This window comes from Serratia sp. 506_PEND (assembly GCF_001076875.1).
Classification (GTDB): Bacteria; Pseudomonadota; Gammaproteobacteria; order Enterobacterales; family Enterobacteriaceae; genus Serratia; species Serratia marcescens.
Genome location: NZ_JVEL01000425.1, coordinates 1 through 25158 on the forward strand (window position 1 = coordinate 1; position 25158 = coordinate 25158).

Annotated in this window: 23 protein-coding genes and 1 pseudogene; 18 read left to right on the plus strand and 6 right to left on the minus strand. The window is 58.7% G+C overall.

Annotated elements, in window-relative coordinates; translation table 11 throughout:
- Positions 1 to 251 precede the first annotated feature (251 nt).
- From rimP to yedF, 12 genes are all read left to right on the plus strand, one after another.
- Positions 252 to 704, plus strand: a complete 453-nt coding sequence (gene rimP / locus ADK28_RS16025) for a ribosome maturation factor RimP (protein WP_028127574.1) — start codon at positions 252 to 254, stop codon at positions 702 to 704.
- A 21-nt stretch (positions 705 to 725) separates the two neighbouring features.
- Complete coding sequence (nusA, locus tag ADK28_RS16030) at positions 726 to 2234, plus strand: transcription termination factor NusA (protein WP_004933514.1); 1509 nt, start codon at positions 726 to 728, stop codon at positions 2232 to 2234.
- A 23-nt stretch (positions 2235 to 2257) separates the two neighbouring features.
- A complete protein-coding gene (infB, locus tag ADK28_RS16035; RefSeq protein ID WP_004933511.1) occupies positions 2258 to 4945 on the plus strand; it encodes a translation initiation factor IF-2 in 2688 nt (895 codons plus the stop codon).
- Positions 4946 to 5015: 70 nt separating this feature from the next.
- The gene (gene rbfA / locus ADK28_RS16040) at positions 5016 to 5426 is read left to right on the plus strand and encodes a 30S ribosome-binding factor RbfA (protein WP_004933508.1); all 411 of its coding nucleotides are present in this window, start codon (positions 5016 to 5018) and stop codon (positions 5424 to 5426) included.
- Positions 5426 to 6370 (plus strand): tRNA pseudouridine(55) synthase TruB, encoded by a 945-nt coding sequence (truB, locus tag ADK28_RS16045; RefSeq protein ID WP_039567792.1) that lies wholly within the window; start codon positions 5426 to 5428, stop codon positions 6368 to 6370. Before rbfA ends, truB begins: the two co-directional genes overlap by 1 nt.
- Positions 6371 to 6494: 124 nt before the next feature.
- Entirely contained in the window at positions 6495 to 6764 is a 270-nt protein-coding gene (gene rpsO / locus ADK28_RS16050; protein ID WP_004933502.1) for a 30S ribosomal protein S15, read from the plus strand.
- Between the two features lie 256 nt (positions 6765 to 7020).
- Positions 7021 to 9138, plus strand: coding sequence for a polyribonucleotide nucleotidyltransferase (gene pnp, locus ADK28_RS16055; protein WP_016929321.1), 2118 nt, complete (start codon positions 7021 to 7023; stop codon positions 9136 to 9138).
- A 128-nt stretch (positions 9139 to 9266) separates the two neighbouring features.
- Positions 9267 to 10151, plus strand: a complete 885-nt coding sequence (gene nlpI, locus ADK28_RS16060; RefSeq protein ID WP_004933495.1) for a lipoprotein NlpI — start codon at positions 9267 to 9269, stop codon at positions 10149 to 10151.
- 122 nt (positions 10152 to 10273) lie between these two features.
- Positions 10274 to 10348, plus strand: a complete 75-nt coding sequence (gene yrbN, locus ADK28_RS33535; RefSeq protein WP_223182019.1) for a protein YrbN — start codon at positions 10274 to 10276, stop codon at positions 10346 to 10348.
- Positions 10338 to 12260, plus strand: a complete 1923-nt coding sequence (locus ADK28_RS16065; protein ID WP_004933492.1) for a DEAD/DEAH family ATP-dependent RNA helicase — start codon at positions 10338 to 10340, stop codon at positions 12258 to 12260. Before yrbN ends, ADK28_RS16065 begins: the two co-directional genes overlap by 11 nt.
- Before the next feature lie 146 nt (positions 12261 to 12406).
- Positions 12407 to 13621, plus strand: a complete 1215-nt coding sequence (yedE, locus tag ADK28_RS16070) for a selenium metabolism membrane protein YedE/FdhT (RefSeq protein ID WP_048796080.1) — start codon at positions 12407 to 12409, stop codon at positions 13619 to 13621.
- Entirely contained in the window at positions 13618 to 13857 is a 240-nt protein-coding gene (gene yedF / locus ADK28_RS16075; RefSeq protein WP_004933486.1) for a sulfurtransferase-like selenium metabolism protein YedF, read from the plus strand. Before yedE ends, yedF begins: the two co-directional genes overlap by 4 nt.
- Before the next feature lie 37 nt (positions 13858 to 13894).
- On the opposite strand, the gene ADK28_RS16080 is transcribed toward yedF, so the two are convergent.
- Complete coding sequence (locus tag ADK28_RS16080; RefSeq protein ID WP_048796098.1) at positions 13895 to 14908, minus strand: luciferase-like monooxygenase; 1014 nt, start codon at positions 14906 to 14908, stop codon at positions 13895 to 13897.
- 232 nt (positions 14909 to 15140) lie between these two features.
- Between ADK28_RS16080 and ADK28_RS16085 the strand changes: the two genes are divergently transcribed.
- The 4 genes and pseudogenes from ADK28_RS16085 (at position 15141) to ADK28_RS31580 (ending at position 18905) form a co-directional block, all read left to right on the plus strand.
- A complete protein-coding gene (locus ADK28_RS16085; protein WP_048796081.1) occupies positions 15141 to 16112 on the plus strand; it encodes an HlyD family secretion protein in 972 nt (323 codons plus the stop codon).
- Positions 16094 to 17241: pseudogene (locus ADK28_RS16090) on the plus strand (ABC transporter permease). Before ADK28_RS16085 ends, ADK28_RS16090 begins: the two are co-directional and overlap by 19 nt.
- A complete protein-coding gene (locus tag ADK28_RS16095) occupies positions 17238 to 18377 on the plus strand; it encodes an ABC transporter permease (RefSeq protein ID WP_025305062.1) in 1140 nt (379 codons plus the stop codon). The pseudogene ADK28_RS16090 and the gene ADK28_RS16095 overlap by 4 nt, the downstream one beginning before the upstream one ends.
- 153 nt (positions 18378 to 18530) lie before the next feature.
- Entirely contained in the window at positions 18531 to 18905 is a 375-nt protein-coding gene (locus ADK28_RS31580) for a hypothetical protein (RefSeq protein ID WP_152929704.1), read from the plus strand.
- Between the two features lie 307 nt (positions 18906 to 19212).
- On the opposite strand, the gene ADK28_RS16100 is transcribed toward ADK28_RS31580, so the two are convergent.
- Entirely contained in the window at positions 19213 to 20091 is an 879-nt protein-coding gene (locus ADK28_RS16100) for a U32 family peptidase (RefSeq protein ID WP_033638898.1), read from the minus strand.
- Positions 20092 to 20102: 11 nt separating this feature from the next.
- Positions 20103 to 21098, minus strand: coding sequence for a ubiquinone anaerobic biosynthesis protein UbiU (ubiU, locus tag ADK28_RS16105; protein WP_033638895.1), 996 nt, complete (start codon positions 21096 to 21098; stop codon positions 20103 to 20105).
- 258 nt (positions 21099 to 21356) lie between these two features.
- On the opposite strand from ubiU, the gene ubiT reads away from it, so the two are divergent.
- Both ubiT and ADK28_RS16115 read left to right on the plus strand, forming a co-directional pair.
- Complete coding sequence (ubiT, locus tag ADK28_RS16110) at positions 21357 to 21878, plus strand: ubiquinone anaerobic biosynthesis accessory factor UbiT (RefSeq protein WP_028127577.1); 522 nt, start codon at positions 21357 to 21359, stop codon at positions 21876 to 21878.
- Positions 21872 to 22375: a GNAT family N-acetyltransferase gene (locus tag ADK28_RS16115; protein WP_016929312.1), complete on the plus strand. Its 504-nt coding sequence runs from the start codon at positions 21872 to 21874 to the stop codon at positions 22373 to 22375. Before ubiT ends, ADK28_RS16115 begins: the two co-directional genes overlap by 7 nt.
- Here ADK28_RS16115 and ADK28_RS16120 read toward each other — a convergent pair.
- From ADK28_RS16120 to potE, 3 genes are all read right to left on the minus strand, one after another.
- Positions 22362 to 22658: a GIY-YIG nuclease family protein gene (locus ADK28_RS16120; protein WP_033634297.1), complete on the minus strand. Its 297-nt coding sequence runs from the start codon at positions 22656 to 22658 to the stop codon at positions 22362 to 22364. The genes ADK28_RS16115 and ADK28_RS16120 overlap by 14 nt on opposite strands.
- Before the next feature lie 136 nt (positions 22659 to 22794).
- Complete coding sequence (locus ADK28_RS16125; RefSeq protein WP_004933453.1) at positions 22795 to 23313, minus strand: nuclear transport factor 2 family protein; 519 nt, start codon at positions 23311 to 23313, stop codon at positions 22795 to 22797.
- 502 nt (positions 23314 to 23815) lie between these two features.
- The gene (potE, locus tag ADK28_RS16130; RefSeq protein ID WP_025305085.1) at positions 23816 to 25132 is read right to left on the minus strand and encodes a putrescine-ornithine antiporter; all 1317 of its coding nucleotides are present in this window, start codon (positions 25130 to 25132) and stop codon (positions 23816 to 23818) included.
- Between the last annotated feature and the right edge of the window lie 26 nt (positions 25133 to 25158).

Genomic DNA, 25158 nt, shown 5'->3' on the forward strand with positions numbered 1-25158 from the left:
AAGGTCGTCGGTTCAAATCCGGCCCCCGCAACCACTTTCCTTTAAGTGTTTATTTTCAAATACACTTTTCGATTGAAATCCGCTTTTCTCGATCATCATTTGAAAATGACACTTGCTCGAAAGTTGTACCGAGGCCGCCTAGCGGCAAACAGGGTCCAGTTGCATAAAGCCCCGATTTTTCGGGGTTTTTTGTTATTTGGCAACAGAATCACTGGGCTATTTAGCCCTTTTTTTATGTCTTGGGGGTGGGCTTGTCCACATTAGAGCAACAGTTAACAGAGATGCTTTCGGCACCGGTAGAAGCGTTGGGCTTTGAGCTTGTAGGCATCGAATTCATTCGTGCGCGCCAATCGACGCTCCGCATCTATATTGATAGTGATAACGGCATCAATGTTGATGATTGCGCTGATGTCAGCCACCAGGTCAGCGCTGTATTGGACGTCGAAGATCCAATCACGGTCGCTTACAACTTGGAAGTCTCCTCTCCTGGCCTTGATCGCCCGATGTTCACCGCAGAGCACTATACGCGTTTCCTCGGTGAAGAAGTCAGCCTGGTCCTGCGCATGGCGGTACAGAACCGTCGCAAGTGGCAGGGTATTATCAAGTCTGTCGAAGGCGAGATGATCACGGTTACTGTGGAAGGGAAAGATGAAGTGTTCGCGCTGAGCAACATCCAGAAAGCGAACCTGGTACCCCACTTTTAAAGTTTGGAAGAGGCAACTAGGATGAACAAAGAGATTCTGGCTGTTGTTGAAGCAGTTTCCAATGAAAAATCCCTTCCGCGCGAGAAGATTTTCGAAGCGCTGGAAACTGCATTAGCCACCGCAACCAAGAAAAAATACGAGCAGGAAATCGACGTGCGCGTCAGCATTGACCGCAGAACCGGCGATTTCGATACCTTCCGCCGTTGGGTCGCCGTAGACGAAGTGACGCAGCCAACGCGTGAAATCACGCTGGAAGCCGCTCAGTTTGAAGATCCGAGCATCGAGCTCGGCGGCTACGTCGAAGATCAGATCGAATCCGTGACCTTCGACCGCATCACCACCCAAACCGCCAAGCAGGTTATCGTGCAGAAAGTGCGCGAGGCCGAGCGTGCGATGGTGGTCGACGCTTTCCGTGAACACGAAGGTGAGATCGTCACCGGCGTGGTGAAGAAAGTGAACCGTGACAGCATCGCGCTGGATCTGGGCAACAACGCCGAAGCGGTGATTGGCCGTGAAGACATGCTGCCGCGCGAAAACTTCCGTCCGGGCGACCGCATTCGTGGCGTACTGTACGCCGTGCGTCCTGAAGCCCGCGGCGCGCAGCTGTTCGTCAGCCGTTCCAGCCCGGAAATGCTGAAAGAACTGTTCCGCATCGAAGTGCCGGAAATCGGCGAAGAAGTGATTGAAATTAAAGCGGCAGCCCGCGATCCTGGCTCCCGTGCGAAAATTGCAGTGAAAACCAACGACAAGCGCATCGACCCGGTCGGCGCCTGCGTAGGTATGCGCGGTGCGCGCGTTCAGGCCGTGTCGAGCGAGCTCGGCGGCGAACGCATCGACATCATTCTGTGGGATGATAACCCAGCGCAATTCGTCATCAACGCCATGGCGCCGGCCGACGTCGCGTCGATCGTGGTAGATGAAGATAACTGCACCATGGATATCGCCGTTGAAGCCAGCAACCTGGCACAGGCGATCGGCCGTAACGGCCAAAACGTGCGTTTGGCTTCCCAGTTGCTGAAACAACACCGCGGCGACGATCGTTGGGAACTGAACGTGATGACGGCGGACGACCTGCAGGCCAAGCACCAGGCCGAGGCTCATGCCGCTATTGATACCTTCACCAAGTATCTTGATATCGACGAAGATTTCGCCACCGTACTGGTTGAAGAAGGCTTCTCCACGCTGGAAGAGCTGGCCTACGTGCCGATCAAAGAGCTGTTGGAAATCGACGGTCTGGATGAAGATACGGTTGAAGCATTGCGCGAACGCGCCAAAGCTGCATTGACCACGCTGGCCCTGGCACAAGAAGAAAGCCTGGGCGACAACAAACCGGCCGACGATTTGCTCAACCTGCCGGGTCTTGAGCGCAGCATGGCCTTTAAACTGGCCGCGCGTGGGGTTTGTACGCTGGAAGATCTTGCCGAGCAGGGTGTTGACGATCTGGCTGATATTGAAGGGCTTAGCGACGAGCAAGCCGGCGAGCTGATCATGGCTGCGCGCAATATCTGTTGGTTTGGCGACAACGCGTAATAACTGTAGCAGGAAGGAACAGCATGACGACAGATGTAACCGTAAAATCGCTGGCAGCAGAGATTCAGACTCCGGTTGATCGCCTGGTACAGCAGTTTGCTGATGCAGGGATCAACAAGTCCGAGTCGGACTCTGTTACCCAGCAAGAAAAAGAAACATTGCTGGCGCACCTGAACCGTGAACACGGCAGCGCGCCGGGTAAACTCACTTTGCAGCGCAAAACGCGCAGCACCTTGAATATCCCGAGCACCGGCGGTAAAAGTAAATCGGTGCAAATTGAGGTCCGCAAGAAACGCACTTATGTAAATCGCGATACGCAGGAAGCCCAGTTGGCTGAAGCGGCAGAGCAGGCACAGCGTGAAGCGGAAGAGCAGGCACGGCGCGAAGCGGAAGAGCTCGCAAAACGCGAAGCGGAAGCGAAGCGCGCAGCCGAAGAGCAAGCCAAACGTGAGGCCGCGGAGATTGCTAAGCGTAATTCAGCGGAAAAAGAAAAAGTGACCAATCAACATACCGACGAAATGACCAAGCCAGCTCAGGCGGAAAAAGCACGCCGTGAAGCCGAAGCCGCTGAACTGAAACGCAAAGCGGAAGAGGAAGTGCGCCGCAAGGTTGAAGAGGAAGCCAAGCGCGTGGCGGAAGAAGCCCGTCGCATGGCCGAAGAGAACGGCGAGAAGTGGGCCCAGGCAGACGCGGCAAGCGCCGCGGTTGAAAGCGCCGACTATCACGTGACCACCTCTCAGCACGCCCGTGCCGCAGAAGATGAAAACGACGCCAAAGTTGAAGGCGATCGTCGCAGCCGCACCCGCGGCGGCAAAGCGACCAAGCAGAAGAAAGGCAACAAGCTGTCCGAATCCAAAGCGGATCGCGAAGAAGCGCGCGCCGTTACCCGTGGCGGTAAAGGCAAACGCAAGCCTAGCGCTCTGCAGCAGGGCTTCAACAAGCCGGCGCAGGTGGTTAACCGCGACGTGGTGATCGGCGAAACCATCACCGTGGCCGAGTTGGCCAACAAGATGGCGGTAAAAGGTTCTCAGGTCATCAAAGTGATGATGAAGCTGGGCGCCATGGCCACCATCAACCAGGTTATCGACCAGGAAACCGCGCAGCTGGTTGCCGAAGAGATGGGCCACAAAGTTATCCTGCGTCGTGAAAACGAGCTGGAAGAAGCGCTGATGAGTGACCGTGATACGGGCGCTGCGGCCGAGCCGCGCGCGCCGGTCGTGACCATCATGGGCCACGTTGACCACGGTAAAACCTCTCTGCTGGACTACATTCGCTCCACCAAAGTGGCGGCGGGCGAAGCCGGCGGCATTACCCAGCACATCGGTGCCTACCACGTAGAAACCGAGAACGGCATGATCACCTTCCTGGATACCCCGGGCCACGCCGCGTTTACCTCGATGCGTGCTCGCGGTGCTCAGGCGACTGACATCGTGGTTCTGGTGGTGGCGGCTGATGACGGCGTGATGCCACAGACCATCGAAGCTATCCAGCACGCGAAAGCGGCGCAGGTGCCGTTGGTGGTTGCGGTGAACAAAATCGACAAGCCGGAAGCCGATCCGGACCGCGTTAAGCAGGAACTGTCTCAGTACGGCGTGATGCCGGAAGAGTGGGGCGGCGAAGCGCAGTTCGTCCACGTGTCCGCGAAAGCCGGTACCGGTATCGACGAGCTGCTGCAGGCTATCCTGCTGCAGGCCGAAGTTCTGGAACTGAAAGCGGTACGCAGCGGCATGGCGAGCGGCGTGGTGATCGAGTCCTTCCTGGATAAAGGCCGTGGCCCGGTTGCCACCGTGCTGGTTCAGGAAGGTACGCTGAACAAGGGCGACATCGTCCTGTGTGGCTTCGAATACGGCCGTGTGCGTGCGATGCGCGACGAGCTGGGCCGTGAAGTGACCTCCGCCGGTCCGTCTATCCCTGTGGAAATCCTGGGTCTGTCCAGCGTGCCTGCAGCGGGTGACGAAGCGACCGTGGTGCGCGACGAGAAGAAAGCGCGTGAAGTGGCGCTGTACCGTCAGGGCAAGTTCCGCGAAGTCAAACTGGCGCGTCAGCAGAAGTCCAAGCTGGAAAACATGTTCGCCAACATGACCGACGGCGAAGTGTCCGAGCTGAACATCGTACTGAAATCCGACGTACAGGGTTCTTGCGAAGCGATCAGCGACTCGCTGCTGAAACTCTCCACCGACGAAGTGAAGGTGAAGATTGTCGGCTCCGGCGTAGGTGGGATCACCGAAACCGACGCGACGCTGGCTGCGGCTTCCAACGCCATCATCCTGGGCTTCAACGTGCGTGCCGACGCTTCTGCGCGCCGCGTAATCGAAGCGGAAAGCCTGGATCTGCGTTACTACTCCGTGATCTATAACCTGATCGACGAAGTGAAGCAGGCGATGAGCGGCATGCTGGCGCCGGAATACAAGCAGCAGATCATCGGCCTGGCCGAAGTGCGCGACGTGTTCAAATCGCCTAAGTTCGGCGCTATCGCCGGCTGTATGGTTACCGAAGGGACCATCAAGCGTCACAACCCAATCCGCGTACTGCGCGACAACGTGGTTATCTATGAAGGCGAGCTGGAATCCCTGCGCCGCTTCAAAGATGACGTTAACGAAGTCCGTAACGGCATGGAATGTGGTATCGGCGTTAAGAACTATAACGACGTGCGCGTCGGCGACATGATCGAAGTGTTCGAAATCATTGAGATCCAACGCACCATCGCTTAACGATTGCACATCTGCTTATATCTGTTTACGGGGGGCCTTTGTGCCCCCCGATTTGTCTGGAGAATCCAAAATGGCAAAAGAATTCAGCCGCGGTCAACGCGTGGCGCAAGAGATGCAGAAAGAGATTGCGATCATTCTGCAGCGTGAAGTGAAAGATCCGCGCGTCGGCATGGCGACCGTTTCCGGCGTGGAAGTCTCCCGTGACCTGGCGTATGCCAAGGTTTACGTCACCTTCCTGAACGTGCTGACCGAGAACCACGATCCGGATCTGGTCACCAACGGCATCAAAGCGTTGCAGGACGCTTCCGGCTATATCCGCACCCTGCTGGGCAAAGCGATGCGCCTGCGCGTGGTGCCGGAGCTGACCTTCGCCTACGACAACTCCCTGGTGGAAGGCATGCGTATGTCCAACCTGGTGACCAACGTGGTGAAGAACGACGCCGAGCGCCGTTCCGCCTCAGGCGATGACAAGGAGGATTAATGAGTCGCCCTCGTCGCCGCGGCCGTGATATCCACGGCGTGCTGTTGCTGGACAAGCCGCAAGGGTTGTCGTCCAACGATGCGCTGCAAAAAGTAAAACGCCTGTACAACGCCAACCGAGCGGGCCATACCGGCGCGCTCGATCCGTTGGCGACCGGCATGCTGCCTATCTGCCTGGGCGAAGCGACCAAGTTTTCGCAATACCTGCTCGATTCCGACAAGCGCTATCGGGTGATCGCCAAGCTGGGGCAGCGTACCGATACCTCCGACGCCGACGGTCAGATCGTGCAGGAACGCCCGGTGAACTTCACCCAGGCGCAGCTCGACGCGGCGCTGGACACCTTCCGCGGCGACATCCAGCAGGTGCCATCGATGTATTCGGCGCTGAAATACCAGGGCAAGAAACTCTACGAGTATGCGCGCCAGGGGATTGAAGTGCCGCGAGAAGCGCGCAGCATCACGGTGTACGAGCTGCAGTTTATCCGTTGGGAAGGGGATGAGCTGGAGCTGGAGATCCACTGCTCGAAAGGCACCTACATCCGCACCATCACCGACGATCTCGGCGAGCTGCTGGGTTGCGGCGCGCACGTGATTTATCTGCGCCGCCTGCAGGTGGCGACTTATCCGATCGCGCGCATGGTGACGCTGGAGCAGCTGAATGCTTTGCTGGCGCAGGCGCAGGAACAAGCGATCGCGCCCGGCGAGCTGCTCGATCCGCTGCTGATGCCGATGGACAGCCCGGTTGAGAACTATCCGGAAGTGAATTTGCTGCCGGTGGTGGCGGGTTACGTCAAGCAGGGGCAACCGGTGCAAGTGGCCGGCGCGCCGGCTTCCGGCCTGGTGCGCATCACCGAGGGTGAAGAGCGAAAATTCATCGGCGTTGGCGACATCGCCGAGGATGGTCGCGTGGCGCCGCGCCGCCTGGTGGTCGAGCATTTCGACTGACGGCGGGGCACTGCGTCGCCTTGCGATCGCACTGCGCTAAGAGTAGAATGGCGCAGCTTATGCATTGGGTTGCTGAATTAGAGATCGGCGCCTGTTTTTATTATCTATAATCTGGAGTATTACAATGTCTCTAAGTGTTGAAGCTAAAGCTCAAATCGTAGCTGATTTCGGTCGTGGTACTAACGACAGCGGTTCTACCGAAGTTCAGGTTGCCCTGCTGACTGCGCAGATCAACCATCTGCAAGGCCACTTCTCCGAGCACAAAAAAGATCACCACAGCCGTCGTGGTCTGCTGCGTATGGTTTCTCAGCGTCGTAAACTGCTGGACTACCTGAAGCGTAAAGATGTAGCACGTTACACCAGCCTGATCGAGCGTCTGGGTCTGCGTCGCTAATCTAGCAAGTTTCAGTGGAAAGGGGCCTATTTTGGCCCCTTTCTTCTAGGAAGCATAAGCAAATCAGGTTAATGTATTACTGATGTTTCCAAACAGGTTCTTCCGTTACAGAGGTTCGCGCGGCTAATGAGAGGCTTTATCTCCCGCCTGAGATAAGGATTGTCATTAGTCGCGAGGATGTAGTGAGAAGGCAAATCGAGTCACAGGCGTGTCGAGTCGTCAATGCGATTGCGCGCCGTTAATCAAGGATATAATTTTGCTGACACCGATCATTCGCAAATTCCAGTATGGCCAGCATACCGTCACCATCGAAACCGGTATGATGGCGCGTCAGGCCACCGCCGCCGTTATGGTGAGCATGGATGACACCGCCGTATTCGTTACCGTCGTTGGCCAGAAAAAAGCCAAGCCGGGCCAGAGCTTCTTCCCGCTGACCGTTAACTACCAAGAGCGTACCTACGCCGCCGGCCGCATCCCGGGCAGCTTCTTCCGTCGCGAAGGCCGTCCGAGCGAAGGCGAGACGCTGACTTCTCGTCTGATCGACCGTCCGATCCGTCCACTGTTCCCGGACAGCTTCCTGAACGAAGTTCAGGTGATTGCGACCGTGGTTTCCGTTAACCCGCAGGTGAACCCGGACATCGTTGCGATGATCGGTGCTTCCGCGGCCCTGAGCCTGTCCGGTATTCCGTTCAACGGCCCAATCGGTGCCGCGCGCGTAGGTTACATCAACGACCAGTACGTACTGAACCCAACGACTGACGAACTGAAAGAAAGCCGTCTGGATCTGGTGGTTGCCGGTACTGCAGGCGCGGTGCTGATGGTTGAATCCGAAGCGGACGTGCTGAGCGAAGACCAGATGCTGGGCGCCGTGGTGTTCGGCCATGACCAGCAGCAAGTGGTTATCGAAAACATCAACGCGCTGGTTGCCGAAGCGGGCAAACCGAAGTGGGATTGGCAGGCGCCTGCGGTCAACGAAGCGCTGCACGCGCGCGTGGCTGAACTGGCCGAAGCTCGCCTGGGCGACGCTTACCACATCACCGAAAAACAAGAGCGTTACGCTCAGGTTGACGCGATCAAAGACAGCGTTGTTGAAACCCTGCTGGCGCAGGACGAGACGCTGGACGCGGGCGAAATCCAGGACATCCTGGGCACCGTCGAGAAAAACGTGGTGCGCAGCCGCGTACTGCGTGGCGAGCCGCGTATCGACGGCCGTGAAAAAGACATGATCCGTGGTCTGGACGTGCGCACCGGCGTACTGCCGCGCACCCACGGTTCCGCGCTGTTCACCCGTGGCGAAACTCAGGCGCTGGTTACCGCGACCCTGGGCACCGCGCGCGACGCACAGAACCTGGACGAGCTGATGGGCGAGAAGACCGACAGCTTCCTGTTCCACTACAACTTCCCTCCGTACTCCGTAGGTGAAACCGGCATGGTCGGTTCTCCTAAGCGTCGTGAAATCGGTCACGGTCGCCTGGCGAAACGCGGCGTATTGGCTATGATGCCTAAACCGGAAGATTTCCCGTACACGGTTCGCGTGGTGTCTGAAATCACCGAATCCAACGGTTCTTCTTCCATGGCTTCCGTGTGCGGCGCGTCTCTGGCGCTGATGGACGCCGGTGTGCCAATCAAGGCTGCCGTTGCGGGCATCGCGATGGGCCTGGTGAAAGAAGCCGACAACTATGTGGTTCTGTCCGACATTCTGGGTGACGAAGATCACCTGGGCGACATGGACTTCAAAGTGGCCGGTAGCCGCGACGGTATCACCGCGCTGCAGATGGACATCAAAATCGAAGGCATCACCCGCGAAATCATGCAGGTGGCTCTGAACCAGGCCAAGGGCGCGCGTCTGCACATCCTGGGCGTGATGGAACAGGCTATCAGCACTCCGCGCGGCGATATCTCCGAATTCGCACCGCGCATTCATACTATCCGCATCAACCCGGATAAAATCAAAGACGTGATCGGTAAGGGCGGTTCCGTTATCCGCGCGCTGACCGAAGAGACTGGCACTACCATCGAAATCGAAGATGATGGTACAGTTAAAATCGCTGCGACCGACGGTGAGAAAGCGAAATTCGCTATCCGTCGCATCGAAGAGATCACGGCAGAGATCGAAGTTGGCCGTATCTATCAGGGTAAAGTGACCCGTATCGTTGATTTCGGCGCATTCGTCGCTATCGGCGGTGGTAAAGAAGGCCTGGTGCACATTTCTCAGATCGCCGACAAGCGCGTTGAGAAAGTGACCGACTATCTGCAGATGGGTCAGGAAGTGCCGGTTAAGGTACTGGAAGTTGACCGTCAGGGCCGCGTGCGTCTGAGCATCAAAGAAGCGATGGCGCCGGAAGCGGGTTCACCTGCGCCTGAAGCAGAATAACTGTATAGATAGTTTTACAGCTCCCCGCCACGGGGTTGGGAGCTGTTCGTATCGCGCGGGTAGGATGCCCGCGTTTTAGCAAACGGAGGACAGGACGTTCATCCAATGTTTGTCTTCGGGAGTGGGAAATGAAGCCTTTCTTGCGCTGGTGTTACGTTGCGACAGCACTCATGCTGGCAGGATGCAGCAACCATGATTGGCGTAAAGACGAAGTTTTGGCAATCCCGTTGCAGCCAACGTTGCAGCAGGAAGTGATCCTGGCGCGCATGGAACAAATTCTTGCCAGCCGGGCACTGACGGATGACGAACGCGCACAGCTTTTATATGAGCGCGGTGTGCTGTATGATAGCCTCGGGTTACGTGCATTAGCGCGCAATGATTTCTCGCAGGCGCTGGCGATACGTCCCGACATGCCGGAAGTTTTCAACTACCTGGGCATTTACTTAACGCAGGCAGGCAATTTTGATGCTGCCTATGAAGCGTTTGATTCTGTACTAGAGCTTGATCCAACTTACAATTACGCGCGTTTAAACCGGGGCATCGCACTGTATTATGGCGGCCGCTTCCCGTTGGCGCAGGATGATCTGCAGGCGTTTTATCAAGACGACCCAAACGATCCCTTCCGTTCGTTATGGCTGTATCTGGTGGAGAGAGAAATCGATCCCAAGAAGGCCGAGGTAGCGCTTCAGCAGCGCTATGACAAAGCGGACAGAGGGCAATGGGGATGGAATATTGTCGAATTCTACCTGGGCAAGATCAGCGAAAAAACGCTGATGGAACGCCTCAAGGCAGATGCAACGGATAACACTTCGCTCGCTGAGCATCTCAGTGAAACTGACTTCTATTTGGGTAAACACTACCTGAGTCTGGGGGACAAGGACACCGCTTCGGCGCTGTTCAAACTGACGGTGTCTAACAACGTTCACAACTTCGTTGAGCACCGCTATGCATTGTTGGAATTGGCGCTTTTGGGCCAAGAGCAAGACGACCTATCGGAATCGGACCAGCAATAGCTGACGAACACCTATCAGCCTGATGGACATTGGTTTTTAACCAAAGTTATCGCCTTCACGGGCGAGGGCTTTTTTGTTCGTTTTATAATCTAATTTGAGCCGGTTCACACTTTTCAATGAAAATGACTGAAAATTTTCTCGACGAGTTATGTAGACTGGCTGCCATTATTAATGAGGCACGTGTACATGACGACTGAGTTTGAAACCTCTTTTGCTGATCTGGGGCTGTCTGCTCCAATCATTTCCGCCCTGAACGATCTGGGCTATGAAAAACCATCTCCGATCCAGGCTGAGTGTATTCCTCACCTGTTGAACGGCCGCGACGTGCTGGGCATGGCGCAGACCGGTAGTGGTAAAACTGCAGCGTTCTCGCTGCCGCTGCTGCACAACCTGCAGGCAGACCTGAAAGCACCTCAGATCCTGGTGCTGGCGCCGACTCGCGAACTGGCGGTTCAGGTTGCCGAAGCGATGACCGATTTCTCCAAACACATGAACGGCGTCAACGTGGTAGCCCTGTACGGCGGCCAGCGTTACGACGTGCAGCTGCGCGCTCTGCGCCAGGGCCCGCAAATCGTTGTGGGTACCCCAGGCCGCCTGCTGGACCACCTGAAGCGCGGCACTCTGAACCTCTCCAACCTGAGCGGTCTGGTGCTGGATGAAGCCGACGAAATGCTGCGCATGGGCTTTATCGAAGACGTAGAAACCATCATGGCTGAGATCCCGGCTGAACATCAGACCGCGCTGTTCTCCGCCACCATGCCGGAAGCGATCCGTCGCATTACCCGCCGCTTCATGAAAGAGCCGCAGGAAGTGCGCATCCAATCCAGCGTGACCACCCGTCCGGACATCAGCCAGAGCTACTGGTCGGTCTACGGCATGCGTAAAAACGAAGCGCTGGTGCGTTTCCTGGAAGCCGAAGACTTTGACGCGGCGATCATCTTCGTCCGTACCAAGAACGCGACCCTGGAAGTGGCCGAAGCGCTGGAGCGCAGCGGTTACAGCAGCGCCGCGCTGAACGGCGACATGAACCAGGCGCTGCGTGAGCAGACTCTGGAGCGTCTGAAAGACGGTCGTCTGGATATCCTGATCGCGACCGACGTTGCGGCCCGTGGCCTGGACGTTGAGCGCATCAGCCTGGTTGTCAACTACGACATCCCGATGGACTCCGAGTCTTACGTTCACCGTATCGGCCGTACCGGTCGTGCGGGCCGCGCCGGCCGCGCGCTGCTGTTCGTGGAAAACCGCGAACGCCGCCTGCTGCGCAATATCGAACGCACCATGAAGCTGACCATCCCTGAAGTGGAACTGCCGAATGCAGAACTGCTGGGCGAGCGTCGTCTGGCCAAGTTCGCCGCGAAAGTTCAGCAGCAGCTGGAAAGCAGCGATCTGGACCTGTACCGCGCACTGCTGACCAAACTGCAGCCGGAAGAAGAGCTGGATATGGAAACCCTGGCCGCAGCGCTGCTAAAAATGGCTCAGGGCGAACGTCCGCTGATCCTGCCGCCGGATCCGGTCTTCAAACCGCGTCAGCGCCGCGAGTTCAACGACCGTGACGATCGTCGCGGTGACCGTGGCGACCGTCGTGACAGCCGTGACGGCGATCGTCCGCGTCGCGAACGTCGTGACGTTGGCGAAATGCAGCTGTACCGCATCGAAGTGGGCCGTGACGATGGCGTAGAAGTGCGTCACATCGTTGGCGCTATCGCTAACGAAGGCGACATCAGCAGCCGTTACATCGGTAACATCAAGCTGTTCGCTTCCCACTCCACCATCGAACTGCCAAAAGGCATGCCGGGCGAGATCCTGAATCACTTCACTCGCACTCGCATCCTGAACAAGCCGATGAACATGCAGCTGCTGGGCGATGCACAGCCGTTCGAACGTCGCGAGCGTCGTGACGGCGGCAACGGCGGCGAGCGTCGCGGCAACGGTCGTCCGTTCAACGGCGAACGTCGTGAAGGCGGCCCGCGTCGCTCCTTCGGCGAACGTCGTGAAGGCGGTAACGGCGGCGAGCGTCGCGGCGGCAACTACAACCGCGACGGCAAGCCGGCGCCACGCCGTGATGACGGCGCACCGGCGGCACCACGTCGTCGTTTCGGCGACGCGTAATCGCTGATTCGCCGTTCGCGGTGAAGCGCTCTGAAAAACCAGCCTGCGGGCTGGTTTTTTTATGCCTGAAAGTTGCCGTCAAACGCCCCTGAATGGCGTATCATTCATAAGGTTTTTTCTTACGGATGATATGCACGGGAGATGCCATGAGTTGGCAGCAGTTTAAATCTCAATACCTGGTGCGCTTTTGGGCGCCGCTGCCGGCGGTGATCGCCGCCGGGATCCTTTCTACCTACTACTTCGGCATGACCGGCACCTTCTGGGCGGTGACCGGCGAATTCACCCGCTGGGGCGGCCATGTGCTGCAGTGGTTCGGCCTGCACCCCGAGCAGTGGGGCTATTTCAAGGTTATCGGCCTGCAGGGCACGCCGCTGGAGCGCATCGACGGGCGCATGATCATCGGCATGTTCGCCGGCTGCATCGCCGCCGCGCTGTGGGCCAACAACATCAAACTGCGTCAGCCGCAGCACCGCATTCGCATCGTGCAGGCGCTGCTGGGCGGCATCATCGCCGGCTTCGGCGCGCGCCTGGCGATGGGCTGCAACCTGGCGGCATTCTTCACCGGCATTCCGCAGTTCTCGTTGCACGCCTGGTTCTTCGCGCTGGCGACTGCCGCCGGCTCCTACTTCGGCGCCAAATTCACGCTGCTGCCGATGTTCCGCATTCCGGTCAAATTGCAAAAGGTGAAGGCCGCCGCGCCGCTGACACAGAAGCCTGAGCAGGCGCGCCGCCGCTTCCGGCTGGGCATGGCCGTCTTCGGCCTGGCGGTGGCCTGGTCGCTGTGGACGCTGTTCGATGCGCCGAAGCTTGGCATCGCCATGCTGTTCGGCATCGGCTTTGGCCTGCTGATCGAACGCGCGCAGATCTGCTTCACCTCGGCGTTCCGCGATCTGTGGATCACCGGCCGCACCCACATGGCGAAAGCCATCATCATCGGCATGGCGGTGAGCGCCATCGGCATCTTCAGCTATGTGCAGCTCGGCGTGGCGCCGAAGATCATGTGGGCCGGCCCGAATGCGGTGCTGGGTGGTTTGCTGTTCGGCTTCGGCATCGTGCTGGCCGGCGGCTGCGAGACCGGTTGGATGTACCGTGCGGTGGAAGGGCAGGTGCACTACTGGTGGGTGGGGCTGGGCAACATCATCGGCGCTACGCTGCTGGCCTATTACTGGGACGAGCTGGCGCCGGCGCTGGCGACCGATTACGACAAGATCAACCTGCTCGATACCTTCGGCCCGATCGGCGGCCTGCTGGTGACTTACCTGCTGCTGGCGCTGGCCTTCGCCGCCATGCTGTGGTGGGAGAAACGCTTTTTCCGCGCCCGGCCTGAGGCGCAGGTGGTGAATTTGAGGAGCATGCCATGAAAGAGACGACGATAGTGCCGGACTACCGGCTGGACATGCTGGGCGAACCTTGCCCGTACCCGGCGGTGGCGACGCTGGAGGCGATGCCGCAGCTGAAGCCGGGGGAGATCCTGGAGGTGATCAGCGATTGCCCGCAGTCGATCAACAACATCCCGCTTGATGCGCGTAACCACGGCTACAAGGTGCTGGATATCCAGCAGGACGGGCCGACCATCCGCTATCTGATCCAGCGTTAACGCTAAGGCGGCGGGGTTCCCACCGCCTTTTCGCTTTTTAGCCCTTCACGATGTCGCCTTTCACCCCGGCGACGATCTCGAACGAACGCAGCCGCGCCTGATGATCGAAGATCTGGCCGTTGACCATGATCTCGTCGGCATCGGTTTCACGCAGCAGCGTTTGCAGCCCGTGACGCACCGTTTTTTCATCGCCGACGATCGACATCCGCAGCGCCTGTTCGACGCCGTACTGCTCGCCGGCGGTCCACAGCGCGTGGATGTTATCCACCGGCGGCGGCAGCGGGCCGGGCGAACCGCGGCGCAGATTGATGAATTGCTGCTGCATCGAGCTGAACAGGAAGCGCGCGTCGCTATCGCTGTCGGCGGCGATCACGTTGACGCACACCATGGCGTGCGGCTGCGCCAGCTGTTTGGAGGGTTTGAAGTTCTCGCGGTACAGCTGCAGCGCCTGGAACAGCATATCCGGAGCGAAGTGCGAAGCGAAGGCGAACGGCAGGCCGAGCTGCGCCGCCAGCTGGGCGCTGTAGAGGCTGGAGCCGAGCAGCCAGAGCGGCACATGCAGCCCCTGGCCCGGCACCGCCTGCACCGGCTGGCCGGGCTGCGCGTCGCAGAAGTAGTTTTGCAGTTCCTGCACGTCGCGCGGGAAGGTATCCACGTCGCCGGACAGGTGGCGACGCAGCGCCATCATGGTGCGTTGATCGGTGCCGGGCGCGCGGCCCAGCCCCAGATCGATGCGGCCGGGGTAGAGCGACTCCAGCGTGCCGAACTGCTCGGCGATCACCAGCGGCGCATGGTTCGGCAGCATCACGCCGCCGGAGCCGAGGCGAATGCTCTGGGTGCCGGCGGCCAGATAGCCCAGCAGCACCGAGGTGGCGGCGCTGCCGATGCCGGTCATATTGTGGTGCTCGGCCAGCCAGTAACGCTGGTAGCCCCAGCGTTCGGCGTGCTGCGCCAGATCCAGCGAACAGTGGAAAGCGTCGCGCGCCTTGGCCCCTTGCGGGATTGGCGATAAATCCAGTACCGAAAGCGGTACGGCAGTGTGTTCAGTCATGACATCGTCCATCAGAGAGTGGATCGCTTAAAGGGCGATTGCAGGAGTCTGCATACTAAAAGGCCGAAAAAAAGATGCTTTTTAGTGTTAAAAGCATAATCCAATTTATAGTTATAAAAGAGGAGATATGTGCTTGTGATATCCTCATGAGTGCAATGGTGTTTTTTGGAGCAATTTGAGACATGGAAATGATGATCCCCGCCCGCCGCTTACCGTTCCGGGAGCTGACATAATGAAAAAAAAGACGCTGTTTACCCTGTTGCTGATGTTGGCGGCGATCGCATTGGCGATCCTGTTCCGCGCGCACAATCAGGATCTGTTACTGCAGGGTGAAGTGGATGCCCCCGAAGTGATCGTCGCATCCAAGGCGAAAGGCCGAGTCGTTGAACGCCTGATCGAACGCGGCGACGACGTGAAAAGCGGCCAACTGATCATCCAACTCGACAGCCCCGAAATGATGGCGCAGCTGCGTTCCGCGCAGGCGACGCGCGACGAGGCCAAAGCGCAGCTCGAGCTGTCGCTGCACGGCACCCGTGAAGAGAGCATCCGCAACCTGCGCGCCAACCTGGCGCAGGCAGAGGCGCAGTACCGCAATGCGCAAAACGACTATAACCGTAACCTGAGCGTGGCCGGCAAGGGCTATATCTCGAAGTCCGAGCTGGACGCTTCGCGCCGGTCGCGCGACACCGCCTTCCAGCAGGTGCAGGCCGCCAAGGCCAACCTGGATGAAGGCATCAACGGCGACCGCGTCGAGCAGCGGCAGCAATATGCGGCGGCGCTGCGGGCGGCGGAAGAGAACCTGCTGCAGATCCAGGCGCAGAGCGACGATCTGCAGGTGAAAGCGCCGGTGGACGGTGAAGTGGGGCCGATCCCGGCCGAAGTGGGCGAATTGCTGAACGCCGGCAGCCCGCTGGTGACGTTGATCCGGGTGCCGGACGCCTACTTCGTGTTTAACCTGCGTGAAGACATCCTGGCCCACGTGCGCAAAGGCGACAAGGTCAAGCTGCGGGTGCCGGCGCTGAAGGACAAAATGATCGACACCGAGGTGCGCTACATCGCGCCGCTGGGGGATTACGCCACCAAACGCGCCACCCGCGCCACCGGCGACTTCGACCTGAAAACCTTCGAAGTGCGCCTGTATCCGTCACAGCCGGTGGACGGCCTGCGTCCGGGGATGAGCACCTTATGGCAATGGAAAGAGTAAGGGCCGGCTGGCGCTGCTTCAGTCACGCGTTCGACAAAGAGTGTCGCGTCGCCTTTCGCAGCCCGGTGGTGCACTGGCTGAGCTGGATCTTTCCGCTGATCCTGTTTGCGCTGATCAGCAGCAACTTCTCCGAAGGCACGCTGCTCGATCTGCCGGTCTCGGTGGTGGACAGCGATCACAGCCCGCTGTCCAAATCGCTGACGCGCCGGCTGGACGCCGGTTCGCACGCCCACGTCGAGGCTTACGGCGGCGGGCTGCCGGAGTCACTTAGCCGCCTGCGCAGCGCGCAGGATTACGCGCTGCTGTATATCCCGCCGGATCTTGAGGCCAACGCGCTGTCGGGCAAACAGCCGAGCGTGGTGATGTACTACAATGCGTTGTTCTACGGCGCCGGGCTGTACTCCACTCAGGACTTCGGCGGCCTGATGAACGAAATCAACGCCAGCACCCGCAGCATCATCGCCACCGAGATGGGTAAAACCCTGCCGCCGTTGGCGGACGTGACGCTCTCCTACGGCAGCCTGTTCAACGCCAGCGGCAGCTATATCTATTACCAGCAGTTCGCCGCCACCATCCACCTGCTGCAGCTGTTCGCGGTGACCTGCATGATCTATGTGCTGGCGCGCAGCAAGTCGCTGCTGCAGGCCAAGCCGTTCAGCCTGGCGCTGCTCGGCAAGCTGGCGCCGTACACGCTGTGTTTCACCACCCTGCTGATGGTCGAGATCGCGGCGCTGGTAGGCATCTTTGACGCCCGCGTCAGCGGCAACCCGCTGTTTATGCTGATGATTGGCCTGTTCTACGTGATGGCGGCGCAGAGTATCGGCTTGCTGCTGTACACCTTTACCGGCAGCACCATCACCGCCTACAGCCTGATCGGTATTTTGGTCAGTATCGCGATGACCTTCTCCGGCATGGCGGTGCCTGAGCTGTCGATGCCGCTGCCGGCGCGCATCATTTCCAACATCGAACCGCTGACCCACGCGCTGTACGCGATGTTCGACGTGTTCCTGCGGCAGGTGCACGCCAGCGCCATCTTCAGCGTGNGCTGGCGGTCTATCCGCTGGTGGCCGCGCTGCTGGTGCGCAATCGCCTGCCGGCGCGGCTGGCAAAAGAGGGGAACGCCGGATGAAGCTCTATTGGCAAACCTTCGTTAAGGTGCTGCTCGGCATGCTGGAGCGGCCGGTGTGGCTGATGCTGATCCTGTCGCTGTGCATCATGAGCCTGGTGTACGCCAACCGCACGGTGTGGGATCTGCCGGTGGGGGTGGTCGATCAGGATCACAGCACCGCCAGCCGCCAGCTGATCCGCCAACTGGACGCCACCTCCAAGATCGCGATTGAAACCTACGACAGCCTGGAACAGGCGCAGCGCGATCTCAGCTGGCGCAAGCTGTTTGCGGTGATCATCATGCCGGTGGATCTGGAGAAGAAGATCCTCAGCGGGCAGAACATCGTGGTGCCGGTCTACGGCGACGCCACCAACCGCCTGGCTAACGGCCAGATCCAACAAGACGTGGTGGCGGCCTACCAGCAGCTGCTGACGGAGTACAACAACGGGCTGCTGCTGCGCAGCGGCTTCAGCGAACGGCAGGCGCAGATACTGCTGACGCCGATACTGGGGCAAACGCTGGACGTGTTCAACCCCGGCATCAGCTTCGCGGCGATCATCTTCCCCGGCCTGCTGGTGATGCTGTTGCAGCACTCGCTGCTGATCGCCTGTATCCGCGTCAATATCGCCATGAAGAGCATGCCCGGCGGCAAGGCGCCCCTGGCGGCGCACCTCGGCGGGCTGACGGCGCTGCTGCCGATCTGGCTGTTCCTGTCGATCGTGCTGTTCGTGCTGTGGCCGTGGGTATTGGGCTATCGGCAGACGGCGAACATCGCCGAACTGCTGCTGCTGACCTTCCCGTTCCTGCTGGCGGTATTGGGGCTGGGCAAGCTGGTGACCGAGTGCCTGCGCAGCGTCGAGATGATCTACTTGACGCTGGCGTTCATCACGACGCCGGTATTCTACCTGTCCGGCACCATCTGGCCGCTGCAGTCGATGCCGGCCTGGGTGCGCGCCATCTCGTACAGCATTCCCTCCACCTGGGGCACCAAGGCGATCGCCGGCGTCAACCAGATGGGGCTGTCGCTGAATGAAGTGTGGGGCGATGTGATGATGATGCTGGTGCTCGGCGTGGTCTACACCCTGCTGGGCTTCGGCGTCGGTTTCTTGCGCAACAGCGTGGCGCTGCGCGGGATGTTCAGGAAGCGGCGGGCGTAGGAGATAAATAAAGGCGCCATTTTCGGCGCCTTTATTATTTCGTATTATTGATATGGTTAAGGTGATTTATTTAGTGGGATGTTCACTCTTATTTTAATTTGATTTCTTATTTTGACTTTGGTAATTGTAATTGTCGACCTGCTTAGGGAGTTAATGGTTGACGTTAATTTTATCTATAACGTGTTATTTAATGGATGGAATAATATGTCAACAATAAGAATGCTTACATTTGACGAGATGAAACTGATTGGCGGTTGTGGCGATGGAAATAACGGCGGCGATCGTGATAGGCCAAGCAGAGGTGCGCCAAACTCTTGTGCCAATCAGGTTGGAATGGGCATTATCATTGGCGCATTTACCGGTTTTTCCGGCGGCCCGCCTGGGATGGTCGGCATGGCCGTTGCCGGTGGCTTAATGGGGGCGGTCTCTTGCGCAGATAACAGCCCAGCCGGGAATAATAAGAATAACGGTGGTGCCTTGGGCGGGAATAAAAACGCCAATAGCGCTAATGGGCAATGTCGCTGGTAATGAGTCAATCGCTTTTAGAGTGTCAAAAATAGAGGGTGGGTTATGGTTAACGGGCGTCTTTTAAACCCGCTTTGTAATATGATGGCGCTAACGTTGAGTATGTTACTTATCTCGTTCTCCTCATTGAGTATTGTTTCATACGGAGAACATTTGGTAGATGCGGCCATCGCGGTTTTCACGTATTTTGGTATCAGAAGCTGCTGCCTGATGTGTGTAAGTTTATTCCATTGGTTCCACGGTAGAAATGATCGCATTAATCTTGATAAATAAACAGTGCCGGCAGCGTCCGCCGCCGGCGCTTACCTCGCTAAGACACCAACTCCAGTCCCGCCACGCGGCGCCAGTAACCGTTGCAGTCGGCGTGGTCGGTCAAAGTCAGCGGCTGCTCGCCATACTCGTTGGCGCGGAAGGCGTCGATTTGCGCCAGCGTCTCGGCGCCCTGCGGCGATAGCCGCACGATGTCCACCAGCCCTTGCATGCTCGGCAGCTCGTTGCCAAGGTTGTAGCAGTAGCCGCTCATGGTCTGGATGCCGTTGAGCACGAACACCTGCTGCTGTTCCTGGGAGCGCATCATGCGACCCTGCGGATACTTGATGCAGCAGGTTTCGCACTCGTCCTTGCCGCGGTTTTCCGAGCGTGCGGTGAAGCAGCGCGCCGAATAGGCCAGCGGCAGGTGGCCGTAGCTCAGCACCTCCACTTCGAAGTCGTGGCGGAAGCCCAGTTCGTCGCACTGCGTCAGCAGGTTGGCCAGCCAGTCGCGTGACAGCTCGACCGGCATGCACCAGCGCATCATGCCCTGGCGGCGCAGCAGGCGCAGGGTATAGGCGTTGTAGCAGTTCAGCGCATGGCCGGCGACGAACGGCAGACCGCGCTCCGCCGCCATGTTGACCGCGCCCAGGTCGTTGGCTTCAAACAGAAACTCGCCGTTCTCCACATAGCGTTTCAGCTCATTCAGTTCGGACGGCGCCTGCAGCAGTGCCAACGTGGAGATCACCACCTGCTTGCCGCTGCGGGCGATTTCACGCGCCAGCGCCAGCCAATCGCCGACCTTCATCTCGCGCCGCTTGGTGCAGACGCTCTCGCCGAGGTAAATGATGTCGGCGCTGCTCTCCGCCGCCTGTTGATAGAACGCCGCGATGTCGTTTTTCGGCCAGTAGTAGAGCACCGGCCCCAGTGCGTATTTCATGTTTCCTCCGGCTACTGCCATTTGCGGTGATAGGCGCCCAGCGTGGTTTGGGTGCCTTCGGACATCGCGCCCAGCGTCTCCATCCAGGCGGCGTCGGCGCGATAGGCGGCCGGATCGGCCTGACAACGATCTATCGCCTGGCGCCAGACGCGCGCCACCTGGCTGACGTAAGCCGGGCTGCGCTGGCGGCCTTCGATCTTCACCGAGGCGATGTTGGCGGCCAGCAGCGCCGGCAGCAGCTCCAGCGTATTGAGGCTGGTGGGCTCTTCCAGCGCGTGGTAGCGCACGTCGTCCACCAGATAGCGGCCCTTGCACAGCGTCGGGTAACCGGCGTTTTCATGGTCCTGGTAGCGGTCGATCAGCACGTCGTTCAGGCGCGACTCCATGCCCTGCGGGGTTTGCTGCCAGCGCACGAAACGCGCCGGCGAACAGGCGCCGACGGTGTTCGGCGACTCGCCGGTCAGGTAGGAGGAGAGGTAGCAGCGCCCCTCGGCCATGATGCACAGGCTGCCGAAAGCGAACACTTCCAGCGGCACCGGGCTGGTGCGCGCCAGCTGTTTCACCTGGTGCATCGACAGCACGCGCGGCAGCACCACCCGGCCGACCTCGAAGTTGCGTTGGTAGAAACGGATCGCTTCCTCGTTGGTGGCGGAAGCCTGCACCGAAACGTGTCGCTCCAACTGCGGGTAGCGTTGGGCGGCATATTCCAGCATCGCCAGATCCGCCAGAATCAGGGCGTCGGCGCCCAGTTGGGCCGCCATATCCACCGCGCGCTGCCAGCGGGCGTAGCCGTCGGGATGGGCGAAGGTGTTGATGGCGATATGCAGTTTGCGGCCGTGGCGATGCACGTAATCGACCGCTTCCTGCAGCTTTTTCTCGGTGAAGTTGAGGCCGGCGAAGTGGCGCGCGTTGGTATCGTCTTTCAGACCGATGTAAACGGCGTCGGCGCCGTTATCCACCGCGGCCTTCAGGGCCGGCAGGTTGCCGGCGGGACAAAGCAGCTCCATAGATTTATCCTGGCTTAGCCGTACGCCCGGCCGGGCGCACGCTGTCTTTAAAGGTTGCCGGCGGCGGTGTTCCGCCGGCAAACGCGAATCGGGGAGGCCATTTTAGGCAAAGGGGCGCACACAGGTTTTGATTTGGGGCAGCTTATGGCGTATTGATAAACATGGCGGTGAAATGCACTATTTGTTGATATAGACCGCTGAAGCCGCGCGCCAGTGTGGCAAAATAGCGGTAGTCCGTATTGAAAGGAGTGGATGACCGTGTTGGAACAACTACGAGCACGCCTTGTGCGCCAGGGGCCGTCGCTGCTGCGCATCCCGCTGAAATTCACGCCGTTCGCCCTGCAGCGCCAGTTGCTGCAACAGGTGCTGAGCTGGCAGTTCCGCCAGGCGTTGGCGGATGGCGAGCTGGAATTTCTCGAATCGCGCTGGTTGAAGATCGAAGTTCGCGATCTGGCGCTACACTGGTTTATGACGGTAGAAAACGACAAACTGGTGGTCAGCCAGCACGCCGAAGCGGACGTCAGCTTCAGCGGCGACGCCAACGATCTGATCCTGATCGCGGCGCGCAAGCAAGATCCGGATACGCTGTTCTTTCAGCGTCGGCTGCAGATTGAAGGGGATACCGAATTGGGCCTGTATGTGAAAAATTTGATGGACGCCATCGAGCTGGAAAGCATGCCTGCGCCGCTGCGCATGGGGCTGCTGCAGTTGGCTGATTTTGTCGAAGCAGGGCTGCAGGAGGGCACGGCGTCGGTTTCCCGTGTGGCGGTATCATGCTGATCCGCGTAGAGATCCCGGTAGACGCGGCGGGCATTGACGCCTTGCTGCGCCGCGCCTTTGGCCGCGACGACGAAGCCGATCTGGTGCAGCAGCTGCGTGAAGACGGCCTGCTGACGCTGGGCGTGGTCGCCACTGACGACGAAGGCGGGGTAGTGGGTTACGCCGCGTTCAGCCCGGTAGACGTGGCCGGCGAAGACCGCCAATGGGTGGCGCTGGCGCCGCTGGCGGTAGACGAAAGCCTGCGTCGCCAGGGGCTGGCTGAAAAGCTGGTGTACGAAGGCCTGGATTCGCTGAACGAATTCAGCTACGCCGCGGTGGTGGTGCTGGGCGATCCGGCCTACTACGGCCGCTTCGGCTTTAAACCGGCCGCCGCCTATGGCCTGCACTGCCGCTGGCCGGAGACGGAAAGCGCATTCCAGGTGTATCCGCTGGCGGAAGACGCCCTGAATGGCGTCAGCGGCGAAGTGGCTTTTTCGGCGCCGTTTAATCGCTTCTAGCGCCCGGCAACAAATACTCCAACGACAGCGGCGGGTGATTCACCAGCCGCTCTTTTTGTATTTTGCTCAGCTGTTTGACGCGGTATTCCAGCTTCAGCGCCGTTGAGCGATCCCCCACCGGGCAGTGAAACGCCAGCGTCAATTCCCCTTTGCCGCGCAGCGCCTTGGCGCCTTTGCCGGCCTGATGCTGCGCCAGGCGGCGCGCCACGTCGGTGGTGATGCCGGTATACAGCATGCCGCTCGGTAAACGCAGCATATAGAGATACCAGTGGGGCAAGTCCATCATTGGGGTCCTGTGCAAGGGTAGAGATGACATCAGGCCGCCATAGCTAAGCGCGGCATCTCTATTTTGTCACGATTTAACGATGGATTTCACCACTGGCGGAACGGTTTGTTTATTCCGTCTTGACGATAAGGGATTATTTTACACCCACGGTAAATTTGTTTTCTTCCCCTTTATGATGCTGAATTGTCCACTCGCCACTGACGCGGAATGAAGCCGCGGAAGCATAGGTGTCTTCCATAAACTGGAAATAAACGATTTTTCCGTCTTTGACCTGCGCTTTTATTGCGAAAGGAGAGGTGAACTGATGGCCTAACGCTACTGAGGTATAGGTGAATTGACCAAATACGGCCACGGTGCCTCCGTCGGCAAGAATGTCACCGATCGTGAAGTCGTTTATCTCCCAGTAAGTGCCGACATTTGAAAAGGTGTCGATGTAAACCTGTCGCCCTTGAGAAGTGCCCGCCCAGGGCTCGATCTGTTTGAGCTCTTTGTTTTCAAAGTTCAGGGAAGTATAAACCGCGTTTTCATCGATAAGACGCATGGCGGCATTGGTGACGTCTTCCTTTGCCGTGTTCATCAAGAATGCATAAACCACATCTTTTGGCAGTTGAGTCTCTTCTGCTTTCACAATGAGTTTTTCATTGTTTTTCATATAAACCTCGTCACGTGACTTCCGGGGTGAATAATTGGCCGTTTATTCCGATGATGAGCCGGTGATTGGTTGTAAATCAACGATGATCATAGCACCGCCGGAAAGCAGAGCAGATGATAGAAAGTGCTTAGGCGTTCGGGAAATAAAGTCCCTGTAAAACGGCATTGATTATCCTAACGCCATATTAAATAAAGGTTTTTATTCATGGCGAAGGCGCTGGCGCACATGGGGTGACGAAGCGAGAACGCTGTTTTAAATGGATTTATATAAGCGGTATCAATGATGTTTTGATGCTTTTTATTTATGAATGGCGGTAGTGAACAGGGATTATGCGTGGTGGCTTGGATTTACTGATAATAAAGCCCGAGAGCAAGAAAGAGAGTGAATCATTCCAGTCACTAGAGCGGCGTGGGCGACAGAGAGCGTCGGCTGGCCAGGGTTGTGATGAGGTGATATTGCGCCCCATCACAATCCTATCCCCGGCCGCCGGAGCCTTACCGCTTTACCCCTTTTTTCCCGCCAGCTCGAAGCGCGGCGAAACGATGCCGTACAGCGTCCAGCCGAGGAAGGTGGCGATGGCGCCCCACATCATCGCTTCTTCACCGGAGCTGTAGAGCGCATAGAAGCTGTACAGCGCGCCGATGCCGGCGATGATATTGGCGATGCGCGCCTTGTTGTCCGGCACCTTCGCCACTTTCTGAATAATCACCAGCGCCGCCATCGACAGGATGTAAGGGATGATGTTGGTCACCACCGCCAGGTTCACCAGCACGTTGAACTGCTTGTTCAGCGACGGGCTGATGGTCATCAGCGACAAACCGCTCTGGATGACGACGATGGTCAGCATGCCTTTAACTGGCGCGTCGGCCTTGCTCAGCTTGGAGAAGATTTTCGGGAAGAAGCCGCTGTCGGCGGAGGATTTGAACACCTGAGCGATGGTGAACTGCCAGCCGAGCAGCGAGCCGACGCAGGACATGACCATCAACGCCATGATGATCTTGCCGACCGTCGGGTTGAACATGTGGGAGAACGCCAGCCCGAACGGGGCGGTGGAGTTGGCCAGATCCATGTTCGGCACGATGCCGGCGATCACGTTGGTCGAAATGATATAGATCACCGCCGCGCTGAGGGTGCCGCCCAGTACGGCGATCGGCACGTTGCGCTCCGGATTTTCCACCACGTCGGTGTTGGCGCAAGCGGATTCCAGCCCCAGGAACGCCCACAGGGTCATTGAGATCGAGGCGCCGATGGCTTCGAAGGTCGGCACCTGATGCGGGTTCCAGGCGGCGACATAGGCGCTGCCGCTGAACCAGTACCAGCCGATGACCGAGATGCCCACCACCGGAATGATCACGCCCCAGACGGTGATGCCGCTGATTTTGCCGGTGATGCGCGCGCCGCCGAAGTTGGCGACGGTCGCCAGCCACAGCACGCCGATGGTGGCGATACAGATCCCGAGCGGGCTGAGCGTGGTGTCGAACAGCTCGGTGCCGTAGCCGACGGCGGAAATGGCGATGGCGATATTGGCGATCAGCAGCGAAACGCCGTAGGTGTAGTTCGCCATGAAGTTGCCTGATTTACCGAAGGCGTATTCGGCGTAGCCGCCCATGCCGCCGGATTTACGGCTGAACATGCCGCATTTGGCGAAGGCGTAGGCCAGCGCCATCGAGCCGACGGCGGTCACCAGCCAGGAAACGATCGAAATCGTGCCTACTTCGGCCAGCTTGGTCGGCAGCATAATTATGCCGGAACCCATCATATTCACGGCGGTCAGGATCGTTAATTGCACGACCCCCATTTTATTATTGGACTTACTCATGATCATTTTCTCTTTTAGGATGCGAT

Bases quoted from the DNA above. Each gene is read 5' to 3' on its own strand.
- nusA (WP_004933514.1), top strand. From the start codon at position 726: ATGAACAAAGAGATTCTGGCTGTTGTTGAAGCAGTTTCCAATGAAAAA.
- infB (WP_004933511.1), top strand. From the start codon at position 2,258: ATGACGACAGATGTAACCGTAAAATCGCTGGCAGCAGAGATTCAGACT.
- rbfA (WP_004933508.1), top strand. From the start codon at position 5,016: ATGGCAAAAGAATTCAGCCGCGGTCAACGCGTGGCGCAAGAGATGCAG.
- truB (WP_039567792.1), top strand. From the start codon at position 5,426: ATGAGTCGCCCTCGTCGCCGCGGCCGTGATATCCACGGCGTGCTGTTG.
- rpsO (WP_004933502.1), top strand. From the start codon at position 6,495: ATGTCTCTAAGTGTTGAAGCTAAAGCTCAAATCGTAGCTGATTTCGGT.
- nlpI (WP_004933495.1), top strand. From the start codon at position 9,267: ATGAAGCCTTTCTTGCGCTGGTGTTACGTTGCGACAGCACTCATGCTG.
- ADK28_RS16065 (WP_004933492.1), top strand. From the start codon at position 10,338: ATGACGACTGAGTTTGAAACCTCTTTTGCTGATCTGGGGCTGTCTGCT.
- yedE (WP_048796080.1), top strand. From the start codon at position 12,407: ATGAGTTGGCAGCAGTTTAAATCTCAATACCTGGTGCGCTTTTGGGCG.
- yedF (WP_004933486.1), top strand. From the start codon at position 13,618: ATGAAAGAGACGACGATAGTGCCGGACTACCGGCTGGACATGCTGGGC.
- ADK28_RS16080 (WP_048796098.1), bottom strand. From the start codon at position 14,908: ATGACTGAACACACTGCCGTACCGCTTTCGGTACTGGATTTATCGCCA.
- ADK28_RS16085 (WP_048796081.1), top strand. From the start codon at position 15,141: ATGAAAAAAAAGACGCTGTTTACCCTGTTGCTGATGTTGGCGGCGATC.
- ADK28_RS16095 (WP_025305062.1), top strand. From the start codon at position 17,238: ATGAAGCTCTATTGGCAAACCTTCGTTAAGGTGCTGCTCGGCATGCTG.
- ADK28_RS31580 (WP_152929704.1), top strand. From the start codon at position 18,531: ATGGTTGACGTTAATTTTATCTATAACGTGTTATTTAATGGATGGAAT.
- ADK28_RS16100 (WP_033638898.1), bottom strand. From the start codon at position 20,091: ATGAAATACGCACTGGGGCCGGTGCTCTACTACTGGCCGAAAAACGAC.
- ubiU (WP_033638895.1), bottom strand. From the start codon at position 21,098: ATGGAGCTGCTTTGTCCCGCCGGCAACCTGCCGGCCCTGAAGGCCGCG.
- ADK28_RS16115 (WP_016929312.1), top strand. From the start codon at position 21,872: ATGCTGATCCGCGTAGAGATCCCGGTAGACGCGGCGGGCATTGACGCC.
- ADK28_RS16120 (WP_033634297.1), bottom strand. From the start codon at position 22,658: ATGGACTTGCCCCACTGGTATCTCTATATGCTGCGTTTACCGAGCGGC.
- ADK28_RS16125 (WP_004933453.1), bottom strand. From the start codon at position 23,313: ATGAAAAACAATGAAAAACTCATTGTGAAAGCAGAAGAGACTCAACTG.
- potE (WP_025305085.1), bottom strand. From the start codon at position 25,132: ATGAGTAAGTCCAATAATAAAATGGGGGTCGTGCAATTAACGATCCTG.